Raw genomic sequence first — 22,397 nt, 5'->3', positions numbered from 1 at the left:
CTTTTTAAAAACAGACAACCGGAGCAGCTTTGCAATATTTTGCAGAGCTTTTTTTGTTTCCTGACTCTTGACTGATTGACAGTTAATGAACAATTGTCGATTGTAATTTCTTCCCGGTGATCATAAAAAACGAAAGTAATCTGCTGTAGTATGTAATTTTAATAATAAAAGTGCACCAACACTATTAAACGATTTTATGCTTTGTAAGTCCAAGGCAGTGTTCTCTTAAAATTTTATTGCAAGGTGCATATTAAAATAGAAAATCTAAACAAAATCTACAAGGGAGGCAGTTACGCTGTAAATAACCTCAACCTTGAAATACCGAATGGCATGTTTGGCCTTTTAGGGCCAAACGGGGCTGGAAAATCAACCCTTATGCGCATTTTGGTAACTCTAATGAAACCAACAAGCGGCAAAGTATATTACAACGATTACGAACTTTCGAAACATCGGCGCGAAATTCGCTCCATGTTGGGTTATTTACCCCAGGATTTTAGTTTTTTCTCGAAACTGAAAACCTCTGAATTTCTTGATTATACAGCCCGTTTGGCAGGAATGACAAGCGGTGCAGCACGCCGGAGCGCAGTTGACCAAATGCTTGAAGAAGTAGGTTTGTTTGAAGTGCGCGACAGAAATGCAAATAAACTTTCAGGAGGTATGAAACGCCGTTTGGGAATTGCCCAGGCGCTGATAAACGATCCGAAGATTATTATTGTTGATGAGCCAACTACCGGTCTCGACCCCGAGGAACGTATCCGTTTCCGTAACCTGCTTTCAACCATTAGTACCCGCGACGTAATTATTATCCTGTCGACACACATTGTTGGCGATATTTCGAGTACCTGCGATAATATGGCGCTGTTAAACCAGGGGAAACTGGCTTTTGCCGGATCGCCCGAGCAGCTGGTAAAACAAGCCGAAGGCCATGTTTGGCTGATTGAAGCAACTGAACAAGAATACCTTGAGATAAATGAAAAATACCCTGTAATTTCTACTATCCCGATTGACGGAGGTTGGGAAGTGCAGGTTGTTGCCAATGAAATTGACGGTTACCAGGGAAAACCCATGGATCCGAATCTGGAGCACGCTTATGTGCATTTTATGGAAAACAAACTAAACCAATGGTCTAACGCTTAAACCCGGAAAAATGATTTCGTTACATAACATATTTTCGATAGCAAAATACGAGCGGAAAACACTTTTTCGCAGCTGGTTTTTCCGCATATTCAGTATCCTTTCTTTGCTGGTATTGTTCGGATTAAACTTCGGAATGGTGATTGAAGGCGGCGGTGGCGAAAGCTGGGCCATTCGCGCAATTCCAAGTGCTATCCCGTATTTTAACTTGCTGATTTTAAATGTGGCCCAGGCTGTAATTGCTGTGTTTTTGGCCTCCGACTTTTTAAAACGCGATAAAAAATTAGATACCACCGAAGTAATTTACATGCGCTCGATGACCAATGGCGAATACGTTATTGGAAAAACACTGGGTAACATGCAGGTGTTTATGATCCTTAACGTTGCGGTGGTAATTCTGGCACTTGTATTTAATGCGCTGGCCAAAGGTACTCCCATCGATTGGGTTTCGTACGGCGTTTATCTGGTGCTGATAAGCATCCCAACCCTTGTATTTATAATGGGTTTGTCGTTTTTGCTGATGAGCGTAATTCGTAACCAGGCCATTACTTTTGTGCTGGTGCTTGGTTATATTGGTATCACCCTCTTTTTGTTGCAGGCAAAATATTATTACATTTTCGATTACATGGCTTTCAGCATCCCGATGCTAAGTTCCGATATTGTTGGCTTTGGTAATCTTGGGGTAATTCTCATTCACCGCGGAATATATTTCGGATTGGGTTCCGGCTTCATTTTCCTTACCATTTTCTTGCTGAAACGTTTGCCACAGTCGGAAGCGATGACTTATGTTTCGCTTATTTTTAGTTTGGTATTTATTGTTGGTGCCGGATATCTGGCCTTCAATCATATAAACAGTTTCAAAAAAACAGAAGCTTTACGCGCTGATGTTGTCGAGCTGAATAATCAATACGTTAGCGAGCCGTTGGCCGATGTACTTTCGCACGATATTGTGCTCGATCATAATGGCGAATCGTTAAGTGTACAGTCGGCAATGATGTTGAAAAATAATTTGCAACAGCCACTGTCGAAACTGATTTTTAGTTTGAATGCCGGCCTGGAAATTACCGATCTGAAAGTAAACGGAAAGACAACACCATTTTCGCGCGAAGATCATTTGGTGATCGTTTCTGATAGGAATTTGCAACCTGGCGACAGTACAAAAGTTGAATTTACTTACGACGGAACTATCGACGAATCGTATTGTTACCTGGATGTTGACGAAGAATTGCGACAAGAGAAATACGGACAGTTTGTACTGAATGTTGATAAACGTTACGCGTTTGTAACGCCTGATTACGTGCTACTTACTCGCGAAGCCAACTGGTATCCGAAAGTTGGGGTTACCTATAGTTCGGATGATGTGAGTTGGTATAAACCTGAGTTTGTGGATTATTCGTTAACAGTTAACACAAAAGCAGGATTACAGCCGGTTTCGGAAGGTGTTATGACAGAAGTTTCGGCTGGTAAATTCCATTTTGAGCCGCAAACACCGCTAACACAACTTTCGCTGGCAATTGGAAAATACGAATATAAAAGTCTGAAGCATAATGATTTTGAATTTGGCGTTTGGCTCATCGAAGGTCACGACCATTTCAGCCAGGCTTTCCCGGAATCGAAAGACACGCTGGCTTCGGTAATTTACGAACGTTTCGAAGATTTTAAACGTGGTTATAACCTCGAGTACAATTCCGATAAACTGGCATTGGTCGAGGTTCCGGCGCAGTTTAAAACCTACGAACGCATGTGGACATCGGTGCAGGAAGTTATTCAGCCCGGACAGGTTTTGATTCAGGAAAAAGGTTACATGTTCCGCGAAGCCGATTTTGAACAGCAAAAAGAACGAATGGGCCGTTGGAGAGGCCGTGGCGGCGGTGCCGAAATGACCGATGAAGATAAGGAGTTGCGCGTTATCGGGCAGTTTTTAGAGAAATTTACCGAACAAAATGAGACCGATCGTCAATGGTCGCGAGGAGAAATGAGCATGACACAGTCGCCAAATCCGTATTTTATTTTTCCTTGGTTGTACAATTTCCAAAACAATATTCAATCGGATAAATGGCCGATCACCAACCGTGTTTTCGAGGCTTATTTGAAAAGCCAGTCAACCGATATGCGCTCGTTGTTTATGAGTAGTATGAGTGGCGAAAGTCCCGAGATTATGGCCAACATTGCTTTGCAGGATTATTCGTTCGAAGAAATTCTCGCAGATCCCGATCAGAGCGATATTGTAAACGATGTGATTAAACTGAAAGGCGATGTGCTTTTCTCAACCATAAAACTGGAAGCCGGACAGGAAGATTTTGAAGATTTTCTGCGTGGTGTACTCGAAAAGTACAAGTACCAGAATATTTCGTTCGAAGAATTCGACGAAGAGATTAAAGCCAAATTTGGCATCGAGCTGGAACCAATGATGAACAGCTGGTTTAAAGCCAAAGCGCTGCCGGGTTACCTGGTTTCGCCAATAAAAGGTGTAAAAGTAAAATCGGGCGATGCCATGAAAACCATGATTTCGCTGAAAGTTACCAACTTCTCGGATGTTGATGGATTAATAAAATTGACCTTCCGTCTTGCCGGCGGAGGTGGTGGCGGAGGCCGTGGTTTTGGCCCTCCGGGAATGGGCTCGGAAGATACGGTTGACAAACTGATTGAGTTAACAGCTCACCAAACCAAAGAAATGAGCTACCTTTTTGATGGAACTCCGCGAATGGTGGTATTCAATTCGTTGACATCGAAAAACGTTCCGCAAACTTACATGGAAATGTTCCGCGATGTGGAAGAAGATCTGAAAGCGCGGGTTTGGGAAGGTGAACGTATCAGTTCAACAGCGGTACAAACAAAATTACCGAATGAAGAGATCGTAGATAACGAAGATCCGGGGTTTGAAGTGACCGAAAATCACCAGGTGAGTTTGCTCGAAAAACTGATTGTAAAAGAGGAAGAGACAAAACAAAAATATGCAAGAGTAAACTGGTGGAGGCCTCCAATTAGCTGGACCGCCACTACCAGCGACGAGTTTTATGGCGAGTACGTTCGTTCGGCTTATTACATAAAAGGTGGAAATGGCGAGCAGGTTGCCCGCTGGAATGTTCCGGTGAAAGAAGCCGGTTATTACGATGTGTATTACCACTTTTATAAAGGCCGTGGATTTGGCCGTAACCGTGGAGAGGAAAAGGGAAGCTTGAACTTTATTATTCATGCCGACGACGGTGAGGAAGAAGCTTACCTCGATTCGCAAAGTGCCGAAACCGGTTGGGTACATTTGGGCTCATTTTATTTCTCAAGTGATAAAGCAGTTATTGAATTAACGGATAAAACCGATCTGCGAATGATATACGCCGACGCGGTAAAAATCGTGGAATTATAAAATAAATCAACATACGTTTCGAACGGAGTTCTTGCAAAACAGAAGCGAATTTGAAACGGGACCATTGAAGAAAAAATTTTTAATTGTATGAAAACAAAAATCAAACTTATGCGAAAGCTGGCAATTGCCCTATTCTTTTTGGCGACTGCAACTTTTGCTGTTCAGGCGCAAGAGGCCTTAACCCTCGACAGGGCAATGAGTATTGCCGAAGTGGGGAGTCCGGATTTGAGGCTGTCGTTATTAAATCTTGAGCGCTACCAGAAAAACCTGGAAGCCCAGCGAGCCGCACTGAAATCGCGCTTTTCGTTGCAGGTTGATCCGGTAAACTACAGTAATCAACGACGTTTCGATAACCGTGTGTCGGAGTGGTACACCAACGAAAACTTTGAGTCAAGTGCCTTGTTTACAGTGGCTCAGCCAATTTTAATAACCGATGGTACTATCTCGTTAACCAACGAATTTGGCTGGTCGAGTAATAATTCTACTTCGTCGAACACGGAAAGTGAGGTCTTTTTTAATAACCTGTATCTGAACCTGAATCAGCCATTATTCACCTACAATACTTTAAAACTGGAGTTAAAGGAATTGGAGCTGAATTTCGAAAATGCCCGCATCAGCTACGCCATGCAGTACCTGAATTTGGAGAGAAGTGTTACCGAGTTCTTTTACAATGTTTACATGGCGCAAATGAATTTGTCGATTGCAAAAGACGAGCTGGAAAATACACAGAAAAGTTACGATATAATTAAAAACAAGGTTGAAGCCGGTTTGGCTGCAAAAGAAGAAGAGTACCAGGCTGAGTTAAACCTTGCATCGGCAAAATCTACTTTGCAAAATAGCGAAGTAACTTTCGAAAATGCCAAAGACCAGTTGAAACTTTACCTGGGAATGGATCTTTTCGAAGACATTATGATTTTGGCTGATGTAAGCGTAAATCCTGTTCCTGTTGATCTGGACAAAGCCATTGAAAACGGTTTGGCTTCGAGAATGGAATTACGCCAGCGCGAAATTGATGTGGAAACCAGTCAGTTCGATCTTATCCGTACCAAAGCTCAGAATGAGTTCCGTGGAGATGTGAACCTGCGTTTTGGTATTACCGGCGATAATAGCGACCTGGGTAATATTTACCAGAATCCTACAAAAAGCCCGTCGGTAGGCATTAGTTTCAATATCCCGATTTTCGACTGGGGCGAGCGTAAAGCCCGAATTGCCGCTGCCGAAGCAGCGATACAGTCGCAAGAGTTGAACCTCGATCAGGAGCGTAAACAAATTGTGGTTGATATTCGCCAGGTTTACCGTAACATTCAAAACCAGTTAAACCAGATTGATTTGGCAAAACAAAATGAGCGTAACGCCCAGTTAACTTACGAAATCAACCTGGAACGTTACGAAAACGGCGACCTGACAGGTATGGATTTGAACCTGTATCAAAACCAGCTTTCGTCGCAAAAAGTTGCCCTAAGTCAGGCACTTATAAATTATAAAATTGAATTACTAAACCTTAAAATACAGTCGCTTTACGATTTCGAAACAAACGAAGCTATTATTCCTGAGGAATTGTATATGATTGACAATCAAGAATAAACCAGAAAATTATACCAAAAATGAAGCATATAAAATTACTTATCCTGTTAGGTGTTGTTGTTGCCGCCATTTCGTGTAACAACCAAACCGGTTCTGAGTCAACTGAGTTAGCTGTTCCTGTTTCAGTTGAAAACATCAAACTTAAAAGTATTCAGCAATTTGTAAGTACTACCGGAACTGCAAAAGCCGTGTACGATACCGAATTGAGTTCTGAAATTGAAGGAAATTACCTGTTGCAAACCAATCCGAGAACGGGGCGCAAATTTCAATTGGGCGACCGCGTTGAAAAAGGTCAGGTTATTGTGAAACTGGAAAATGCAGAATACCTGAACGGACTGAATATCGAGTCGACAAAACTGAATCTTGAGATTTCGGAGCAGGAATACGAAAAGCAGAAGTCGTTGTACGAAAAAGGTGGTGTTACACTGCTCGAAATGCGTAACTCGGAAGTGTCGATGATTACTGCCAAAAACAACTACGAAAGCTCTGAAATTCAGTTGGCAAAAATGCAGGTTGTGGCTCCTTTCTCGGGAATTATTGTTGCGCTGCCATATTACACCGAAGGCGTTCGTGTGTCGGCCGGCGAAAGCATGGTTAGCCTGATGAACTACAACAAAATGTACGTTGAGATCAACTTACCGGAAAAAAACATTTCGGAAGTAACCACCGGACAGGAAGTAATGATTACAAATTATACGCTTACTGAAGATACGCTTACCGGACATGTAACTGAGTTGTCGCCAATTATCAGCGACGAAACACGCACATTTGCTGGTAAACTCGAAATTGATAACCCTGAGCTGAAACTGCGCCCGGGAATGTTTATAAAAGCGAACATTATTACAGCGCAAAAAGACAGTACCATTGTAATCCCGAAAGACGTGATTATGACCGGTTCGCGCGGAAAATATGTATTTATTGTTGGGCGTAACAGCGCTGCCAACGATCGTCGAATCACAACAGGTATTTCAAACCAGGATGAAATTGAGGTTACTGAAGGCCTCAGCCAAAACGACCGTTTGATTATTAAAGGATTTGAAACACTCCGCGATAATTCAAAAGTTAAAGTGATTTTATAATAAGTCGGAAGCTGCAAGCCGGAAGTAAAAATCTTCCAGCTTCGTGCTTCGTGCTTCTAACTATATATTATGAAAAAATTAACGAAATTTTCTGTCGATTACCCGGTTACCGTATTAATGGTGGTGCTTGGCGTTTTGTTGCTGGGCTACATTTCGTACGATAAGCTGGGAGTCGATCTGTTTCCCGATCTGAATTCGCCACGCATTTTTGTGGAAGTGACTTCGGGCGAGCGGCCTCCGGAAGAAATGGAGCAGCAGTTTGTCGAAAACATCGAAGCGCTTGCCATTCGCCAGTCCGACGTAATTCAGGTAACTTCTTCATCGCGGGTAGGATCGGCACAAATAACAGTAGAATACGCATGGAATAAAGATATGGATGAAGCTTTTCTCGACCTGCAAAAGGCCTTGAATACGCTTACCCAGAATTCTGATATTGACGAACTACAGATTACTCAACACGATCCGAACACAACCCCGGTAATGATAATTGGGCTTAAGCACAACGAAATTACCAATATGAACGAGCTGCGAAAAGTGGCTGAAAACTACGTGAGAAACGAGTTGGTACGTTTGGAAGGTGTTGCCGAGGTTGAAATCTCGGGTCAGGAAGAGAGTGAAATAGTAATTGAAACCGATATTTACCGTCTCGATGCGCAGGGACTTACCATGGACGAAGTGGCATCGCGCATCCAGAATTTTAACCGTAACGTATCCGGTGGACAAATTACCGACATGGGTACACAATACATTGTAAAAGGTGTATCGATGTTGCAAACCGTTGAGGATTTTGAGAATCTGATTGTTGGTTATAAAGCTGTTAGCAGCACCGAAACTACTACTACCAATCAAAACCGGGTTTCAATGGCCCCGGTTTATCTGAAAGATGTGGCTGCGGTTTCTATCGGTAATAAAGAACCAACAAACATTGTTCACATTAACGGCGAACGTTGTTTGGGGCTTTCCATTTATAAAGAGACAAAATTCAATACGGTAAATGCGGTTGATCAGATCAACGAAGCATTGGTAAATATTGAAAAGGCACTTCCGGGCTACGAACTGATTGGCGTAACCAACCAGGGCCGCTTTATCAGCAGTGCCATTGGCGAAGTGCAGGAAACTGCTTTGCTGGGTATTCTGCTGGCAATTGTTGTTTTATTTGTTTTCCTGCGCCGTTTCGGAACTACACTGATTGTAAGTGTTGCTATTCCAATTTCGATTGTGGCCACGTTCAACCTCATGTATTTCAACCATCTCACCATAAATATTATGACTTTGGGAGGGCTCGCCTTGGGTGCGGGTATGTTGGTTGATAATGCCATTGTGGTTCTCGAAAATATCTTCCGGAACCACGAAAACGGCATGAGTGTAAAAGATGCAGCAATTAACGGAACCGCCGAGGTTGGCGGGGCAATTACCGCATCAACGCTTACCACCATCATCGTTTTCTTGCCAATTGTTTATTTGCACGGTGCTTCGGGCGAGTTGTTTAAAGATCAGGCCTGGACGGTAGCATTTTCGCTGATATCGTCGTTGGTTGTGGCTATCTTTTTAATCCCGATGATGTACCACCGTTTCTACCGAAACAAGAAAGCTCCGATGAAATCAAAATCGGTAAAAGTTGGCGGTTACGGTCGTTTCTTGTCAAAAGTAATTGATGCCAAGTGGGTAGTAATTCTTATTACAACTTTGGCCATTGGAGGAGCCGGATTGTTGATTCCGCACATCGGTACAGAATTTATGCCAAAAACACAAACACACGAACTTACTGTTAATCTGAAATTGCAGGAAGGAACAGAGTTGGAGCGCACGGAGTCGACAGTGAGAAACCTGGAAGGTATTTTAATGGATTACCTGGGCGAAAATTTGGATAAAATTTATTCGCAGGCTGGTCCATCGTCAAGTATTTCGGGCGATCAAAATGCTGTTTTCGAAGGTGAAAATACAGCAGAGTTAAAAGTAATTCTGAAGCCTGAATCAACCATTTCAACCGAAAGTATTGTAAAAACACTCGATCAGTTAACCGCAAATATCGAGGGACTGGAAGTAAGTTTTTCGCAGGAAGAAAGTGCACTGCAGTCGATTCTTGGAACCGACGAAGCACCTGTCGTTGTTGAAGTTCGTGGCGAAGAGCTGGACGAAATTGAGCGCGTTGTTAACCAGGTGAAAGAAAAAATGCAGGGGGTTAACGGCCTGTTTAATATTCAAACATCGATTGAAGACGGTGCTCCTGAGGTTGAAATTCATGTTGACCGCATGCGCGCCGGAATGTACAATATTGATATCAGCAGTGTAATTACGCAAATGCAGGATCAGTTGCAGGGTAAAGATGCCGGCGAACTGGAACGCAGTGGCGAGATGCAGGACATTACCATTAAAGTTCCGGAGAAAAGTATCGATGAAATTGGTTCGCTGATCATCACTTCGGGCGACCAGGTTTTCCGCTTAAGCGAAATTGCCGATATCAGTTATGGCGTATCGCCAAAAGAAATTTTCAGAAGAAATCAAAACCGCATAGGAAAAGTTACAGCCCAATTGGAAGACGGTATTCCGTTGGATCATGTGGCAAACGATATTCGCTTGCAAACAGGAAGTATCGACTTATTACCCGATTATCGTATTATGGTAACCGGTGAAGAAGAAAAACGTCAGGAATCGTTGACGAACCTGACTTTTGCACTGTTGCTTTCTATTGTGTTGGTATACATGGTGCTGGCTTCTCAGTTCGAGTCGCTTATTCATCCGTTTACTATTCTTTTAACTATTCCGCTGGCTGTGGTGGGTAGTGTTCTTGTCTTCTTCATTCTCGGAAAAACATTCAACATTATGGCCATTATCGGGGTGATTATGTTGGTGGGTATTGCCGTAAACGACTCGATTATTCTGGTCGACCGGATCAATCAGCTTATCCGCGAGGGAGTAGAACGAAAACAAGCTATTCTGCAAGCCGGGCAGCAACGTATACGTCCAATTGTTATGACCAGTTTAACAACCATATTAGCCCTGTTACCACTTACCGTTGGTTTTGGCGAAAGTGCATCGTTGCGTTCGCCAATGGCACTGGCAGTGGTTGGCGGTTTGGTAACTTCAACCTTACTTACACTTATTGTAATCCCTTGTGTTTACGATGTTTTGGATAGGGTGAGGAGTGTTTTTGTGAAGAAGAATTAGAACACAGATGACGTTGATTTAACTGAAACTCGCTGATAGATGAAAATGGATTATAAATATTCTGATTTAACCGAAGCGATAATTAAATGCTTCTATAAGGTTTACAATGAATTGGGATATGGTTTTCTTGAAAAAGTCTATCACAATGCGCTTTTAATAGAGTTGCAAAATGAGGAGTTGAAAGTTGAATCGCAGAAACCAATAAAAGTAAGTTATCAGGGTGATGTAGTTGGAGAATATTATGCGGATATTATTGTTGAGGATGTTGTAATGCTTGAGCTAAAAGCAACCGAAACTGTGACTGAAGCGCATGAGTATCAACTGATAAATTACTTAAAAGCGACGAATATAGAAGTTGGTTTGCTACTAAACTTTGGGAAGAAACCAGAAATACGGAGGAAATTATTTACCAATAAAAAATCTGTGAATATCAGCTAAACCTGCGTCATCAGCGTTCCAAAAAAGAAAAAAATGAAATTCATTATCAACAGAAAAATATTCATCAGTATGCTGTTTTTGGGATTAACCATGTTGGGTTATATCTCATACAAACAGTTGCCGGTGGAACTCATGCCAAATGCCGAGCTCCCGATGCTGTTCGTCCAGATTCAGTCGCGGATTGAGGTGGATCCGAGCTACCTGGAAAACCAGGCGGTTATTCCGGTTGAAGGAGCGATCGGGACGATGGAAGGCATTGAAGATATGGAGTCGTTTATCAACAACCGCTCGGCATCCATACAGGTAAATTTTAAACAGAACGTCAACTTTAAATACACCTTCCTGAAATTGCAGGAAAAGATCGACCTGATTGCAGGCGAACTCGACGATAACTTCATTGTAACGGTTAACCGCGTTGATATGGATCAGCTCACCAACCAGTTTATGGAGCTGCAGATTCGTGGTAGCGGGGGAGTTGATCGTGTGCGTAATATCGTTGACCAGGAAATTACCGCTCAGATGGAAAACATCGACGGGGTAGCTTCTGTGTCGGTTTACGGTGGTAAAGAACGTTCGATTGAAGTAACTTACGATGCAGGTGCCTGCGAAGCTTACGGAATTACGCCGGCGCAAATTCAGAGTGCTATTTCAAGCAACTCTACCAACCGAACATTTACCGGTTATCTGCATGATGCACAAAAACAATATTTTGTGCACGTTACGGCCGAATACGATAAAGTTTCTGACATCGAAAATATTGTTGTGGCCGATGGCCCGATCTACTTAAAAGATGTAGCCGACGTATTTTTTGGGGTTAAAGAAGAAACATCGATAAGTCGTATAAACGGATTGGACGCGGTTTCGATGAGCCTGGTGAGCGATTCGCAGGCCAACCTTATCGAATTGTCGCATAACGTGCAGGAAGAGATTGCCGAACTCAATAAAAAGCTGGCTGCCAAAGATGTACAAATTGTGGTGCAGACCAACCTGGCCGATACCATGGAGAAAAACATCGATCAGATTATTGATTTGGCACTGGTTGGAGGTTTGTTGGCCATTTTTGTACTTTGGATGTTCCTGAAAAATCTGCGCATTGTTTCATTTATTGCTCTGGCCATTCCAATTTCGGTATTTACTGCTTTTAACCTGTTTTATGCATTTAATATTTCGCTGAACAGTTTAACACTGGTAGGTCTTGTTTTGGCCATTGGTATGCTGCTCGACAATAGTATTGTGGTGCTCGAAAATATATACCGGCTCTCGGGGAATAAAATGAGTCCCGAGCAATCGGTAACGCAGGGAACAAAAGAGGTTTGGCGCTCAATTGTAGCGGCAACGCTTACAACCGTTACGGTATTTTTACCATTCGTTTTCTCTACCGATTACATGGTGAAACTGCTGGGTAACCACGTTGGCGTTTCCATTATTTCAACGCTGATTGTTTCGTTATTTGTGGCCTTGCTGTTAATTCCAATGGCAGCTCACTTACTGTTGCGTAAAAAACGGCAACACAACGTATTTTACGAAAAGGTTACGACCAATAACCGCATAATCCAAATTTATATTCTGCTGCTGAAAGCCAGTATGCGCGTACCGGCACGTACCATAATTGGTGCGTTGGTGTTCTTCTTTTTAACTGTATTTATTGTGTTGGCAGTTAGTGTTACCAACCTGCAGGAAGTTGAAGAAGAGCAGTTCAATATTTATGTAACCATGCCAACCGGAACAACGCTGGAAGCAACCGACAAAGTTGTTGCCGATGTGGAAAGCCGCCTGGAAGACATTGCCGAAAAACAAGACTTGTCAGCAAATATTGAGGCTGAAGAAGCAATTCTGACTTTCATTCTCCGCGAAGATTATAAAGATATTGATGACCGTACCATTGCAGAAATCAAACAAGATGTTGAAGACCGCATTGGCAACGTTTCGCAGGGAGAAGTTGGACTTGAAGCACCAACATCGAGTGCCAGTTTCCGTGGTGGCGGCGGTGGTCGTTCAGGAACTCAGGGATTTCAGCAGTTTATGGGGATCGGCTCGAACCAAGAGCGGGTAGTTATAAAAGGCGAAAACTTTGAGGTAATGAAAGGTGTAGCCGAAGATTTACTCTACTACATCGAAGACCTGGAATCGATTCGTCGCGCAAACATCAGCGTGTCGAACAACCGGCCCGAAGTACATATGTATTTCAACCAGATGCTGCTTACCGAATATGGAATTACGCTTCAGAATATTATGTCGGAGCTGGGAACGTTTACCCGCGAGTTTACCTCCGGTGTGAATTTTAAGCAGGGCACGGATGAGTACGAGATTGTTATCAAAGAAAAATTGCCCGATGGTGTTGAAGAGGATGAAGATGAAAAGGGAATTGAAGATCTTCGTCGTTTGCAGGTTAGCAATACGCAGGGCGCTACTTACGATATGGACGAGCTGGCCGATATGGTGTATGCCGAAGGAATGGCCAGCGTTACCCGTGTAAACCAGGAAAAACAGATTGAATTAACCTATAGTTTTGTTGACGAAGCCAGCGAATCGAATGATCTGCTTGAAGCTTATCGTCTTGAAATTGACGATATAATCGGTGCTTACAAACTGCCTTCGGGAGTTGCTGTAGAGGTAATTCACGAAGAAGATCAGTATGCCGAATTCAAGTTCTTGATTGCCGCGGCATTCATTCTAATTTTAATGATTTTGGCGTCGGTTTTCGAATCAGTATCAACACCGTTTGTACTTATTTTCTCTATTCCGTTGGCTGCCATCGGATCATTCCTGGCACTGATCTTTACAGGAAACAGCCTGTTTAACGCCAACACTTTAATGGGCTTTATTATCCTGATTGGAGTGGTGGTGAACAACGGAATTATTCTGATTGATTACACCAACATTCTCCGAAAGCGGGGCTACCGGAAATCTCGTGCTTTAATGGCCGCCGGTCTTTCGCGTGTTCGCCCGATTCTGATTACAGCTATTACAACCATTGTTGCGTTATTCCCACTGGCAATGGGACAGGCTGAATATGTTGGTGCCATTGGCGCACCGTTTGCCATTACTGTAATTGGCGGTTTGGCGTTAAGTACAATCCTTACTTTGGTTTTCATTCCAACATTATACGCCGGAATGGAAAATGCGCTCGATTGGATTAAATCCTTACATCTTGGCCTAAAATTGGGAATGTTAACGGTGTTTATTGTCGGAGCCATTTTTATCTATCTGCGCGTGGATAGTTTTGTTTGGCAACTGCTCGATTTTATTCTCCTGATTGTTTTGGTGCCGGGAGTTGTAGCTTTTACAATGACCAGTTTGCGCCAGGCCAGCGAAAAAGTTGTGGATGAAAACGAACCGATAAGAATTACAGTTCGCAGGCTGGTGAAAATTTACGACCGCGATTCGCGTTTTATGCGCGAGTGGAAATCGGGATTAAAAATTCGTGAACGTGCCGGCCTGACAAAAGATTATAAACATCTCCGCGATTTTTCAGATCTCATTTGGGAGGTGCCGCTGTTTATTTTTGTGACTTATTTCACCTTCTTTTACATCGAAAGTCATTTGTGGATGTGGGTGTTGTCGCACGGCGTTTTCTTCTTCCTGTTCTTGTTAAGAGTGCCGCTAAATCAGGTGCTTATCAATAAACACGAAGCAACAGGAAAAGCTTTTTATCTGAAGCTGAATAAATGGATTTATAATATTCTATTCTGGATCGTACCACTTGTTTTCCTTCTCTATTTCTACAAAGATTGGGATAACCTTGGAATGGTTATTTTCATTGCAATTATCTGGTACATTTTGCTGGTGTTCTATGCAACGGCAGAATACATCCATAATAAAGATGTGAATATTGCGCGAATTGAAGGACGTTTTGGCGGACTTCGCCGTGGTTACTTTAACATGGTTCGCCAGATTCCGGTTATCGGAAAACGCAAGAAACCATTCAGGGCGTTAAACGGTGTTTCGCTGGAAATTAAAACGGGTATGTTTGGTTTGCTTGGACCAAACGGCGCCGGTAAATCAACCATGATGCGGATTATCACCGGTGTGCTCGAGCAGAGTTACGGTAAGATCTGGATAAACGGAATGGACACCCAAAAATACCGCGAAGAGCTGCAAGGTTTGATTGGTTATTTGCCACAGGCTTTTGGTACCTACGAAAATATGTCGGCCTGGGAATTCCTCGATTATCAGGCCATTCTAAAAGGTATAAAAGACACCAAAACGCGCGAAGACCGTTTGGAATATGTACTGAAAAGTGTTCATATGTGGGAACGCCGGACAGATAAAATCGGTGCATTCTCGGGCGGTATGAAACAACGTATTGGTATTGCACAAATTCTGCTGAATCTGCCACGTATTTTGGTGGTTGACGAACCTACCGCAGGTCTCGACCCGCGCGAACGTATTCGTTTCCGTAACTTGTTGGTAGAGCTGAGTCGCGAACGTATCGTAATTTTCTCGACGCACATTATCGAGGATATTTCGAGCTCGTGTAACCAGGTAGCGGTAATTAACCGAGGGAATCTGAAATATTTCGGAACACCAAACGATATGGTGAATATGGGTAATAATTTTGTGTGGCAGTTCTCGGTTCCGGCTAAGGAATTCGATAATATGGCCAATAAACAAATGATTGTTCACCACATGCGCGATGGCGAAAATATTAAGATGCGTTGTTTGGCGAAAGAAAAGCCGGCACCCGACGCAGTTAGTGTGTTGCCAAATCTCGAGGATGCTTATTTGTGTTTGTTAAAAGACTTTGTTTAAGGAATTATGGAAAGACAATTCGATATAAAAAACAGGCTGTATATTTTAATTAAAATGATACGGTATAACTTAAGAATCATCTTTGCCAACCGGTTTATTTGGTTTTTAATAGCAGCACTTGCATTCTTTTTGTTTTTTGCCATTCAAACGGTTTATAACGGCGGCTCCATGTCGGAAGATGTGGTTTATACACTGCTGATTTTCCCGGGCGTGTTGCTCATTTTCTATCCGTCGGTTTTTGGCATACAAAACGACGATGATTCGCGAATGCTTGAAATACTTTTCGGAATTCCGAACTACCGTTATAAAGTTTGGCTGGTGCGTTTGGTAATGATTTATACGCTCGTATTTGTCATTATCGTTCTTTTTTCAGCGTTGGCTTCGGTACTGCTGTACAAAATTAACCTGCTGGAAATGTCGTACCAGTTAATGTACCCGATCATATTTTTAGGATCGATGTCGTTTATGTTCTCAACTGTCATTAAAAACGGAAACGGAACAGCTGTGGCAATGGTGTTAATTGGAGTGGCATTAATTATTCTACAGGATACCGGAATGCGGAATACACAGTGGGATATTTTTCTGAATCCGTTCGAAATACCGGATAACCTGAACGAGGTAATTTGGATTGGAATTATCCGCAAGAACCGGATTTTTATGGGGATCGCCACTTTGGTGTTCGTTTTGTACGGCCTTTTTAATTTACAGAAACGCGAAAAGTTTGTTTAAACAATAGAACAGAAGTGATGCCCTTGCTCTGAGAATGAGTGAGGGCATCGTTGTTTCTATTGCATTAATAGATCGTTTAGATTATAAATTGATCAGATTTTACTCTAATTACTATCCTGCCGGAGGCCTTCATCTTTGCCTTAAAGCAAAGACGAAGCAGAAAGTTCAAGGCTACTTTTAATCTTTATCCTCCATTTTCATAAAACCCAAATTCGGACGGGTGATCTCCTCGCATACTCGGAGCTTCCCGCTCTCATTAAGGTTTTATTTCAACTACGGACAAAGACCAAAAGAGGCCGTTCCACTTATGTCTCGTTAGTACTATAATAAAAGCTGCTTCGAAGCTTCGGCCTCGGCCGGTGAGCCGGAAAACAAGTGGTGACGGCGTTAAAAAATTACTGCTGTTTGAGGAGGTACGACGAGTTTCAGGAATTTTAGCCGGCACTACGTAGCTTTTCCGAGTGAAGCGGGCGCAGCCTTGAGTTTTTTGTTTACTTATTGTCTCAAGACAAAAAGTAAAATCCGCTCGATAGAGCAAATACCTTTTTCTATAGTATTGACATTAGTGATTTGGAATTACCAGAGCATAACTGTAATTCCCAAAAACTCTTAACTTTGCACCGCAATTTTTAAAACTTCACGCATAAGCAATGGAAAGAAGAGATGTGGAAATAATGGCGCCCGTAGGATCGTACGAATCGTTAATGGCAGCCATTCAGGGAGGAGCCGGATCGGTTTACTTTGGTGTTGAAAACCTTAACATGCGTTCGCGCTCGTCTAATAATTTTAATCTCGACGACCTGCGTAAAATTGTGCGTATTGCCACCGAAAATAAGGTAAAAACTTACCTTACCATGAACGTGGAAATTTTTGATGGCGAGTTGGATAAAATGCACGAAGTTATCGATGCCGCCAAAGAAGCAGGAGTTTCTGCAGTTATTGCAGCCGATATTTCAGTAATTCAGTACGCGCGTTCCATTAACCTTGAAGTGCATATTTCAACGCAGGTAAATATTACCAACATTGAAGCCGTAAAATTCTATTCAAATTTTGCCGACGTTGTGGTGCTGGCACGCGAAATGAATCTTGGCCGCGTTTGGGAAATAAGCGACCAGATTAAAAAGCAAAATATTACCGGCTCAAACGGCGAGTTGATGAAAATTGAAATGTTTGTGCACGGTGCGCTGTGTATGGCCACCAGCGGAAAGTGTTACCTGAGTTTACACGAAATGAACTCGTCGGCTAACCGCGGGGCTTGTTTGCAAACTTGCCGCCGGGCTTACACGGTTACCGATAAACAAACCGGTGCTGAACTGGAGATCGACAATGAGTACATCATGTCGCCCAAAGATTTGAAAACCATTCATTTTCTGAATAAAATACTCGATGCCGGAGTTTCGGTACTTAAAATCGAAGGACGCGCCCGTTCAGCCGAATACGTAAAAACTGTTGCTCAGTGTTACCGCGAGGCTGTTGACGCTTATTTCGACGAAGAGTTTACCGAAGAGAAAGTGGAAGACTGGAACAACCGTTTAACTACTGTTTTCAATCGCGGATTTTGGGATGGTTATTACCTTGGTCAGCGATTGGGCGAGTGGAGCAAAAATTACGGTTCAAGGGCCAGCAAACGCAAATTGTATATTGGCAAATGTACCAACTACTTCAAAAAAATTGGTGTGGCCGAATTTAAGCTCGAAACAAACAACCTGCAAGTTGGCGATGAGATTGTAGTTACCGGCCCAACAACAGGAGTTTATCAAAACACTGTAAGCGAAATTCGTTTCGATTTAAAACCCGTTGAAGAAGGCTTAAAAGGGCAACGAATCTCTGTGCCTATCGACGAAGTGATACGCCGCGCCGACAAACTTTACAAGATGGTTGATGCCTCGCAGGTAAAAGAAAGACGATAGATTTATTTTACATTGTTTCCTTTTTTGACAAAAACGGCTTAAATTAATGGCTGTAAGTCAAAGAGATGGATGTGAGAAGATTGATTTTCATCGGTGTTTTACTTGTGGCGGCCAGTTTTTCGGTTAATGCTCAGTTAATTGGATTTCGAGTGGCAGTCAATTCCGGCATGTTAATTTCCGAGTTTGGAACTTCCGATGTGCCACATCCCGATGCTTTGCTCGTTTCGCCACCTACCAGCAGCGAAAAATTTACACCACAATTATCGGCAGGTCTCGAGGGTGAAATTCTGTTCCAAGTTACCGAAAAAACTTACTTTGGTGTGGAGTTGGATTATTCACATCTGAAAGGTTTTAATGACGATCCGCCGGTTTTCAACTATTTTCTAACGCCTTATTATCAGTATTATCAGGATGAATTTTTTATTACTCCGCTGGAATACAACACGCGTTTGTTTAACCTGGCAGTTAACTACAAGTACTATTTTATGCCCGACAAAACCTTCTCGCCGTTTGTAAAACTTACCGGTGTTGTGGCATTTGTTCGAACGGATTTGACCTATCGCGAATTACCTGATCCGGATTTGGATTGGGATGTGCTGTATTCGAGAGGAACAAAAAACAGCGAGCAAGACAGCTGGCCGGCATTTCATGTAGGCGGAGGACTTGGTTTTGATTATGCCATAAGCGACCGTTTGTTGTTTGAAATTGATGGTACATGTACAGTGTTGAATTCCGGGATACTTGACGGTGTTCCGAATTTTACGTACGAGCAAAACGAAGGCGTTGATTTATTGCGCTATAACCGCCGTTTGTCGTTAACTGCCCAGATTAGTGCAGGTTTGGTTTACTTGCTTGAAATTGGCGACGGAAGAGGACGAGGCAGCGGCGGAAGGGTTGATCCGAATTTCCCATTCTACCGAAACAAAAATTAGGATAAGGTTGATATAAAAGTAAAGGAAGCGATGAATTTTCATCGCTTCCTTTTTTTGAAAGACAAACAACTAATTACCTTTTCAACTTTGTATTAATTTTTTCAATCAACCCCTTTAAGTCCTTTTAGGAATACAAAGTTGTTTAAACTTACGGGCACAAAACTTTATTGTTTCGAAATAAAGCAGGATTAACAAAAATTAATGGTAAATAACAATAGTTGAGGTAATTATACCGATGTTATTTTGCCTATAATGTTTTAAATACTTTCTCAAGAAGTGCTTTTGTGGCAATTACTCCATCACGCTCCGAAAGCTCGGTACCTTCAAATTCGATACCCACAAAACCTTTGTATCCTGCATCGTCAACAATTTTCATCAGGCGGTAATAATCCATGTTGGCTTCATCGCCGGCAGCATTAAACACATTGGTTTTGGCACTCACGCCTTTTGCATAAGGCATTAAAAGTTCAACACCTTTGTAGCGGTCGTATTCTTCGCCGGTGTCGCGGTTAATCATGAAGTTTCCGAAATCGGGCAATGTTCCCACGCGTTTGTGGTCAACCATTTTCATCACTCCCGAAAGCCATTCGCCGTTGCTCGAAAGTCCGCCATGGTTTTCAACAATAACATTGATTTTTTTGGTGTCGCCATATTCGCAAAGCATACGTAAACCGTCGGCAGCCAGTTTTTGTTGCTCTTCAAAAGTACCACGACTTCCGGCATTTACACGAATTGAATGACAGCCTAAAAAGGCAGCAGCATCAATCCACTTTTTATGATTTTCAACGGTTTTTTCACGTTCGGCTTTTTCCGGATGTCCCACCATTCCTTCGCCATCACACATAATCAGCACGTTGGTAACACCTTCGTTTTTTGCAATTTTCTTTAATTCGCCCAGGTATTTTTCATCCTTTGCTTTGTCTTTAAAAAACTGGTTTACATACTCCACTCCGTCAATTCCCAGTTCACGGGTAACTTTCGGAAAGTCGAGATTTGTCATTTCGTCGGCAAACAAAGCTTTATGGAATGACCATTCAGCCAGTGAAATCTGGTAACGCGATTTGGCACCGTTCATTGCAAATGCCGGCGAAACAAGCATTGTACCTGCCGTAGCAGCAGCTGTAGTTCTTAAAAAGTTCCTACGATTTGTTTTCATCATTTTATAAATTTAGTTGATATCAAGTAAGTTTTAAACTCTAAAATATATTCGTTTTATAAACAGGTAATAGCAAAGCAGCCATTCCAGTGTGAGAACACTTAAAGCGGTTATGAGGTTTATCAAAAATTCGGGAGTTTTAAACCAGCTCAGAAAACCATTGGTGAAAATGGCCACGAATCCGTTTAACCATTGTCCGCCAATTGTATTCGAAAAAAGGTAGATAAAAATGGAATTGGTACCAACAACCACAAAAGGAAAAATCCAGCTGTTGATCTTTTTTATGTCGATGAGCCAGTAGCTAAAAGCCAGTACCAGCAGTGCCCAGCCACCCGACGCCAAAACAAACGACGAGGTGGAGATACGTTTTATAATTGGGGTTACCGTAGTCCAGTCGAGCAAATAACCTAAAACTAAAATGATAGAACCGCCAATTACCAATCGTTTTACTTTTTCAGTCTGGCTTTTTCCCGATTGCAACAATTGTCCGGCAACAACGCCCCAAATAGTATGTGCCGCTGTAGGTATGCAGTTGATGGCCACCCAGCCGCCACCGTTGTTTATTTTTCCCATCAGCATCATGTCTACCCAACTTCCAAAATTATGGTCTTTTACAAAAGGTTGATTGTAGCCCTCGAGCGGGAAAGTTCTGTAAAGTACTTCGGTTAACAGTAATAATCCAATCGAAACAACAATTTGAGTTGACCATTTGTAGCGCATTAAAAAGTAAGCGATTAAAATGGTTATCGAAAGTTGCGATAAAACGTTCCACAACTCCCAAACCAGTTTTCGGTTGTAAACACAGTGCAGCCCAACACCAAATGCCAAAAGAATAATGCAGCGTTTTATAATATGCCGTGTGATTGTAGCTGTTGAGTCGCCACGTTTTTTTCGTTTGGCATAAGAAAAGGGCATTGCCACACCAACGATAAACATGAAAAAGGGCTGAATTAGATCCCAAAACCGTAAGCCGTTCCAGGGGTGATGATGAAATTGCAGAAAGACACTTTCGAAAATGGTTCCGTCAACCGGTGGTTCAACCAATACCGACCACAAATGTGTGCCTTCGGCAACTAACAAAAACATCGTAATTCCACGAAAAAAATCGAGCGACAAAAGCCGATCTTCAGAAAAGCGTTTACTTGACTTTAAGTTCATTAAGGTATTAGTTAGTTTGAACAAATGTAGCAATATTTCCATTTTGAGATCAGAATGAACATGTGTTCTACAAGCACTTGACTCAGAAGTGTAATTTGCCTACCTTGATGAGAAATTTAACAATTGACACAATGAATGAACAAGTGAATGAATATTTGGAAATGGCTTATGACCTGCTGATTACTTACGGATTAAAAGTAATTGCAGCCATCGTGGTTCTGATTCTGGGTTTGTGGGTTATAAAAATTATTACCCGGAGAACTACAAAAATTATGGAGAAACGCGATGTTAATGTTTCGGTTCGTGGTTTCTTAAAAAGTTTGATAAACATACTTTTAAAGGTGATGCTTTTGATCAGTATCGCCAAAATGGTAGGTATCGAAACCACATCGTTTATTGCGGTGCTGGGTGCTGCCGGACTGGCTGTTGGTATGGCCTTGCAGGGTACTTTATCGAATTTTGCCGGAGGTGTGATGATACTGGTGTTTAAGCCCTTTAAAGTGGGTGACCTTATCGTTTCGCAGGGGCATCTCGGAACCGTGAAGGAGATACATATTTTTGTTACCATTCTTCTGACACCGGAAAACAAGACCGTTATTTTGCCAAATGCCGCCGTGTCGAGCAACGACATTGTAAATTATACCACTGAAGGTTTGATAAGGGTGGATATGGATTTTGGAATTTCTTATGGATCCAATATTAAACAGGCCAAAGATGTGCTTTTGAAAATCATCGAAAGTCACCCGAAAGTGTTGAAAGATCCGGCACCTTTTGTTGGCGTAAAAGGCTTGGGCGACAGTTCAGTGAATCTGGCTGTTCGGCCTTATACATTGCCTGCCGATTACTGGGCTGTATATTTTGATGTGTACGAAGCTGGTAAAGTTGCACTTGATGAGGCTGGAATTACCATTCCTTTCCCACAAATGGATGTGCATTTAAACAAGCTCGAAAAATAGATTCAGACGATATATTGATAAAAAAACTCCGGGAAAA

At 42.3% G+C, this 22,397-nt stretch carries 13 protein-coding genes; 11 read left to right on the top strand and 2 right to left on the bottom strand.

Annotated features, from left to right (window positions below; translation table 11 throughout):
• Window positions 1-243 precede the first annotated feature (243 nt).
• The 10 genes from QZ576_RS13375 to QZ576_RS13330 all read left to right on the top strand — a co-directional run bounded on the left by QZ576_RS13375 (window position 244) and on the right by QZ576_RS13330 (window position 19,090).
• Complete coding sequence (locus tag QZ576_RS13375; RefSeq protein WP_297097988.1) at window positions 244-1,137, top strand: ABC transporter ATP-binding protein; 894 nt, start codon at window positions 244-246, stop codon at window positions 1,135-1,137.
• 10 nt (window positions 1,138-1,147) lie between these two features.
• Window positions 1,148-4,498, top strand: a complete 3,351-nt coding sequence (locus tag QZ576_RS13370; protein WP_297097985.1) for a hypothetical protein — start codon at window positions 1,148-1,150, stop codon at window positions 4,496-4,498.
• Window positions 4,499-4,585: 87 nt separating this feature from the next.
• Complete coding sequence (locus tag QZ576_RS13365) at window positions 4,586-6,082, top strand: TolC family protein (protein ID WP_297097984.1); 1,497 nt, start codon at window positions 4,586-4,588, stop codon at window positions 6,080-6,082.
• A gap of 20 nt (window positions 6,083-6,102) precedes the next feature.
• The gene (locus QZ576_RS13360) at window positions 6,103-7,161 is read left to right on the top strand and encodes an efflux RND transporter periplasmic adaptor subunit (RefSeq protein ID WP_297097982.1); all 1,059 of its coding nucleotides are present in this window, start codon (window positions 6,103-6,105) and stop codon (window positions 7,159-7,161) included.
• Window positions 7,162-7,230: 69 nt separating this feature from the next.
• Window positions 7,231-10,329, top strand: a complete 3,099-nt coding sequence (locus tag QZ576_RS13355) for an efflux RND transporter permease subunit (protein WP_297097980.1) — start codon at window positions 7,231-7,233, stop codon at window positions 10,327-10,329.
• Between the two features lie 39 nt (window positions 10,330-10,368).
• On the top strand, window positions 10,369-10,767 hold the full coding sequence (locus QZ576_RS13350) for a GxxExxY protein (RefSeq protein WP_297097978.1): 399 nt from the start codon (window positions 10,369-10,371) through the stop codon (window positions 10,765-10,767).
• 33 nt (window positions 10,768-10,800) lie between these two features.
• Window positions 10,801-15,519 carry an efflux RND transporter permease subunit gene (locus QZ576_RS13345; RefSeq protein ID WP_297097977.1) on the top strand — a complete coding sequence of 1,573 codons (4,719 nt, stop codon included), beginning with the start codon at window positions 10,801-10,803 and terminating at the stop codon, window positions 15,517-15,519.
• Window positions 15,520-15,573: 54 nt separating this feature from the next.
• Window positions 15,574-16,248, top strand: coding sequence for a hypothetical protein (locus QZ576_RS13340; protein WP_297097975.1), 675 nt, complete (start codon window positions 15,574-15,576; stop codon window positions 16,246-16,248).
• 650 nt (window positions 16,249-16,898) lie between these two features.
• Window positions 16,899-18,158, top strand: a complete 1,260-nt coding sequence (locus tag QZ576_RS13335; protein ID WP_297097973.1) for a peptidase U32 family protein — start codon at window positions 16,899-16,901, stop codon at window positions 18,156-18,158.
• 71 nt (window positions 18,159-18,229) lie between these two features.
• Window positions 18,230-19,090: a hypothetical protein gene (locus tag QZ576_RS13330; protein WP_297097972.1), complete on the top strand. Its 861-nt coding sequence runs from the start codon at window positions 18,230-18,232 to the stop codon at window positions 19,088-19,090.
• A 247-nt stretch (window positions 19,091-19,337) separates the two neighbouring features.
• Here QZ576_RS13330 and QZ576_RS13325 read toward each other — a convergent pair whose 3' ends face one another.
• Entirely contained in the window at window positions 19,338-20,249 is a 912-nt protein-coding gene (locus QZ576_RS13325) for a sugar phosphate isomerase/epimerase (protein ID WP_297097971.1), read from the bottom strand.
• Window positions 20,250-20,279: 30 nt separating this feature from the next.
• A complete protein-coding gene (locus tag QZ576_RS13320) occupies window positions 20,280-21,404 on the bottom strand; it encodes a DUF5009 domain-containing protein (RefSeq protein ID WP_297097969.1) in 1,125 nt (374 codons plus the stop codon).
• 131 nt (window positions 21,405-21,535) lie between these two features.
• On the opposite strand from QZ576_RS13320, the gene QZ576_RS13315 reads away from it, so the two are divergent.
• Entirely contained in the window at window positions 21,536-22,360 is an 825-nt protein-coding gene (locus QZ576_RS13315) for a mechanosensitive ion channel domain-containing protein (RefSeq protein WP_297097967.1), read from the top strand.
• The last annotated feature ends 37 nt before the right edge of the window (window positions 22,361-22,397 follow it).

Source organism: uncultured Draconibacterium sp. (genome assembly GCF_913060805.1).
Taxonomy (GTDB): domain Bacteria; phylum Bacteroidota; class Bacteroidia; order Bacteroidales; family Prolixibacteraceae; genus Draconibacterium.
Note: the sequence above shows the minus strand (reverse complement) of the source record. Positions and strands in the feature narration are given on the sequence as shown.

Coding starts and splice junctions, on each gene's coding strand:
- QZ576_RS13370 (WP_297097985.1), top strand. CDS start 1,148: ATGATTTCGTTACATAACATATTTTCGATAGCAAAATACGAGCGGAAA.
- QZ576_RS13365 (WP_297097984.1), top strand. CDS start 4,586: ATGAAAACAAAAATCAAACTTATGCGAAAGCTGGCAATTGCCCTATTC.
- QZ576_RS13360 (WP_297097982.1), top strand. CDS start 6,103: ATGAAGCATATAAAATTACTTATCCTGTTAGGTGTTGTTGTTGCCGCC.
- QZ576_RS13355 (WP_297097980.1), top strand. CDS start 7,231: ATGAAAAAATTAACGAAATTTTCTGTCGATTACCCGGTTACCGTATTA.
- QZ576_RS13350 (WP_297097978.1), top strand. CDS start 10,369: ATGAAAATGGATTATAAATATTCTGATTTAACCGAAGCGATAATTAAA.
- QZ576_RS13345 (WP_297097977.1), top strand. CDS start 10,801: ATGAAATTCATTATCAACAGAAAAATATTCATCAGTATGCTGTTTTTG.
- QZ576_RS13340 (WP_297097975.1), top strand. CDS start 15,574: ATGATACGGTATAACTTAAGAATCATCTTTGCCAACCGGTTTATTTGG.
- QZ576_RS13335 (WP_297097973.1), top strand. CDS start 16,899: ATGGAAAGAAGAGATGTGGAAATAATGGCGCCCGTAGGATCGTACGAA.
- QZ576_RS13325 (WP_297097971.1), bottom strand. CDS start 20,249: ATGATGAAAACAAATCGTAGGAACTTTTTAAGAACTACAGCTGCTGCT.
- QZ576_RS13320 (WP_297097969.1), bottom strand. CDS start 21,404: ATGAACTTAAAGTCAAGTAAACGCTTTTCTGAAGATCGGCTTTTGTCG.
- QZ576_RS13315 (WP_297097967.1), top strand. CDS start 21,536: ATGAATGAACAAGTGAATGAATATTTGGAAATGGCTTATGACCTGCTG.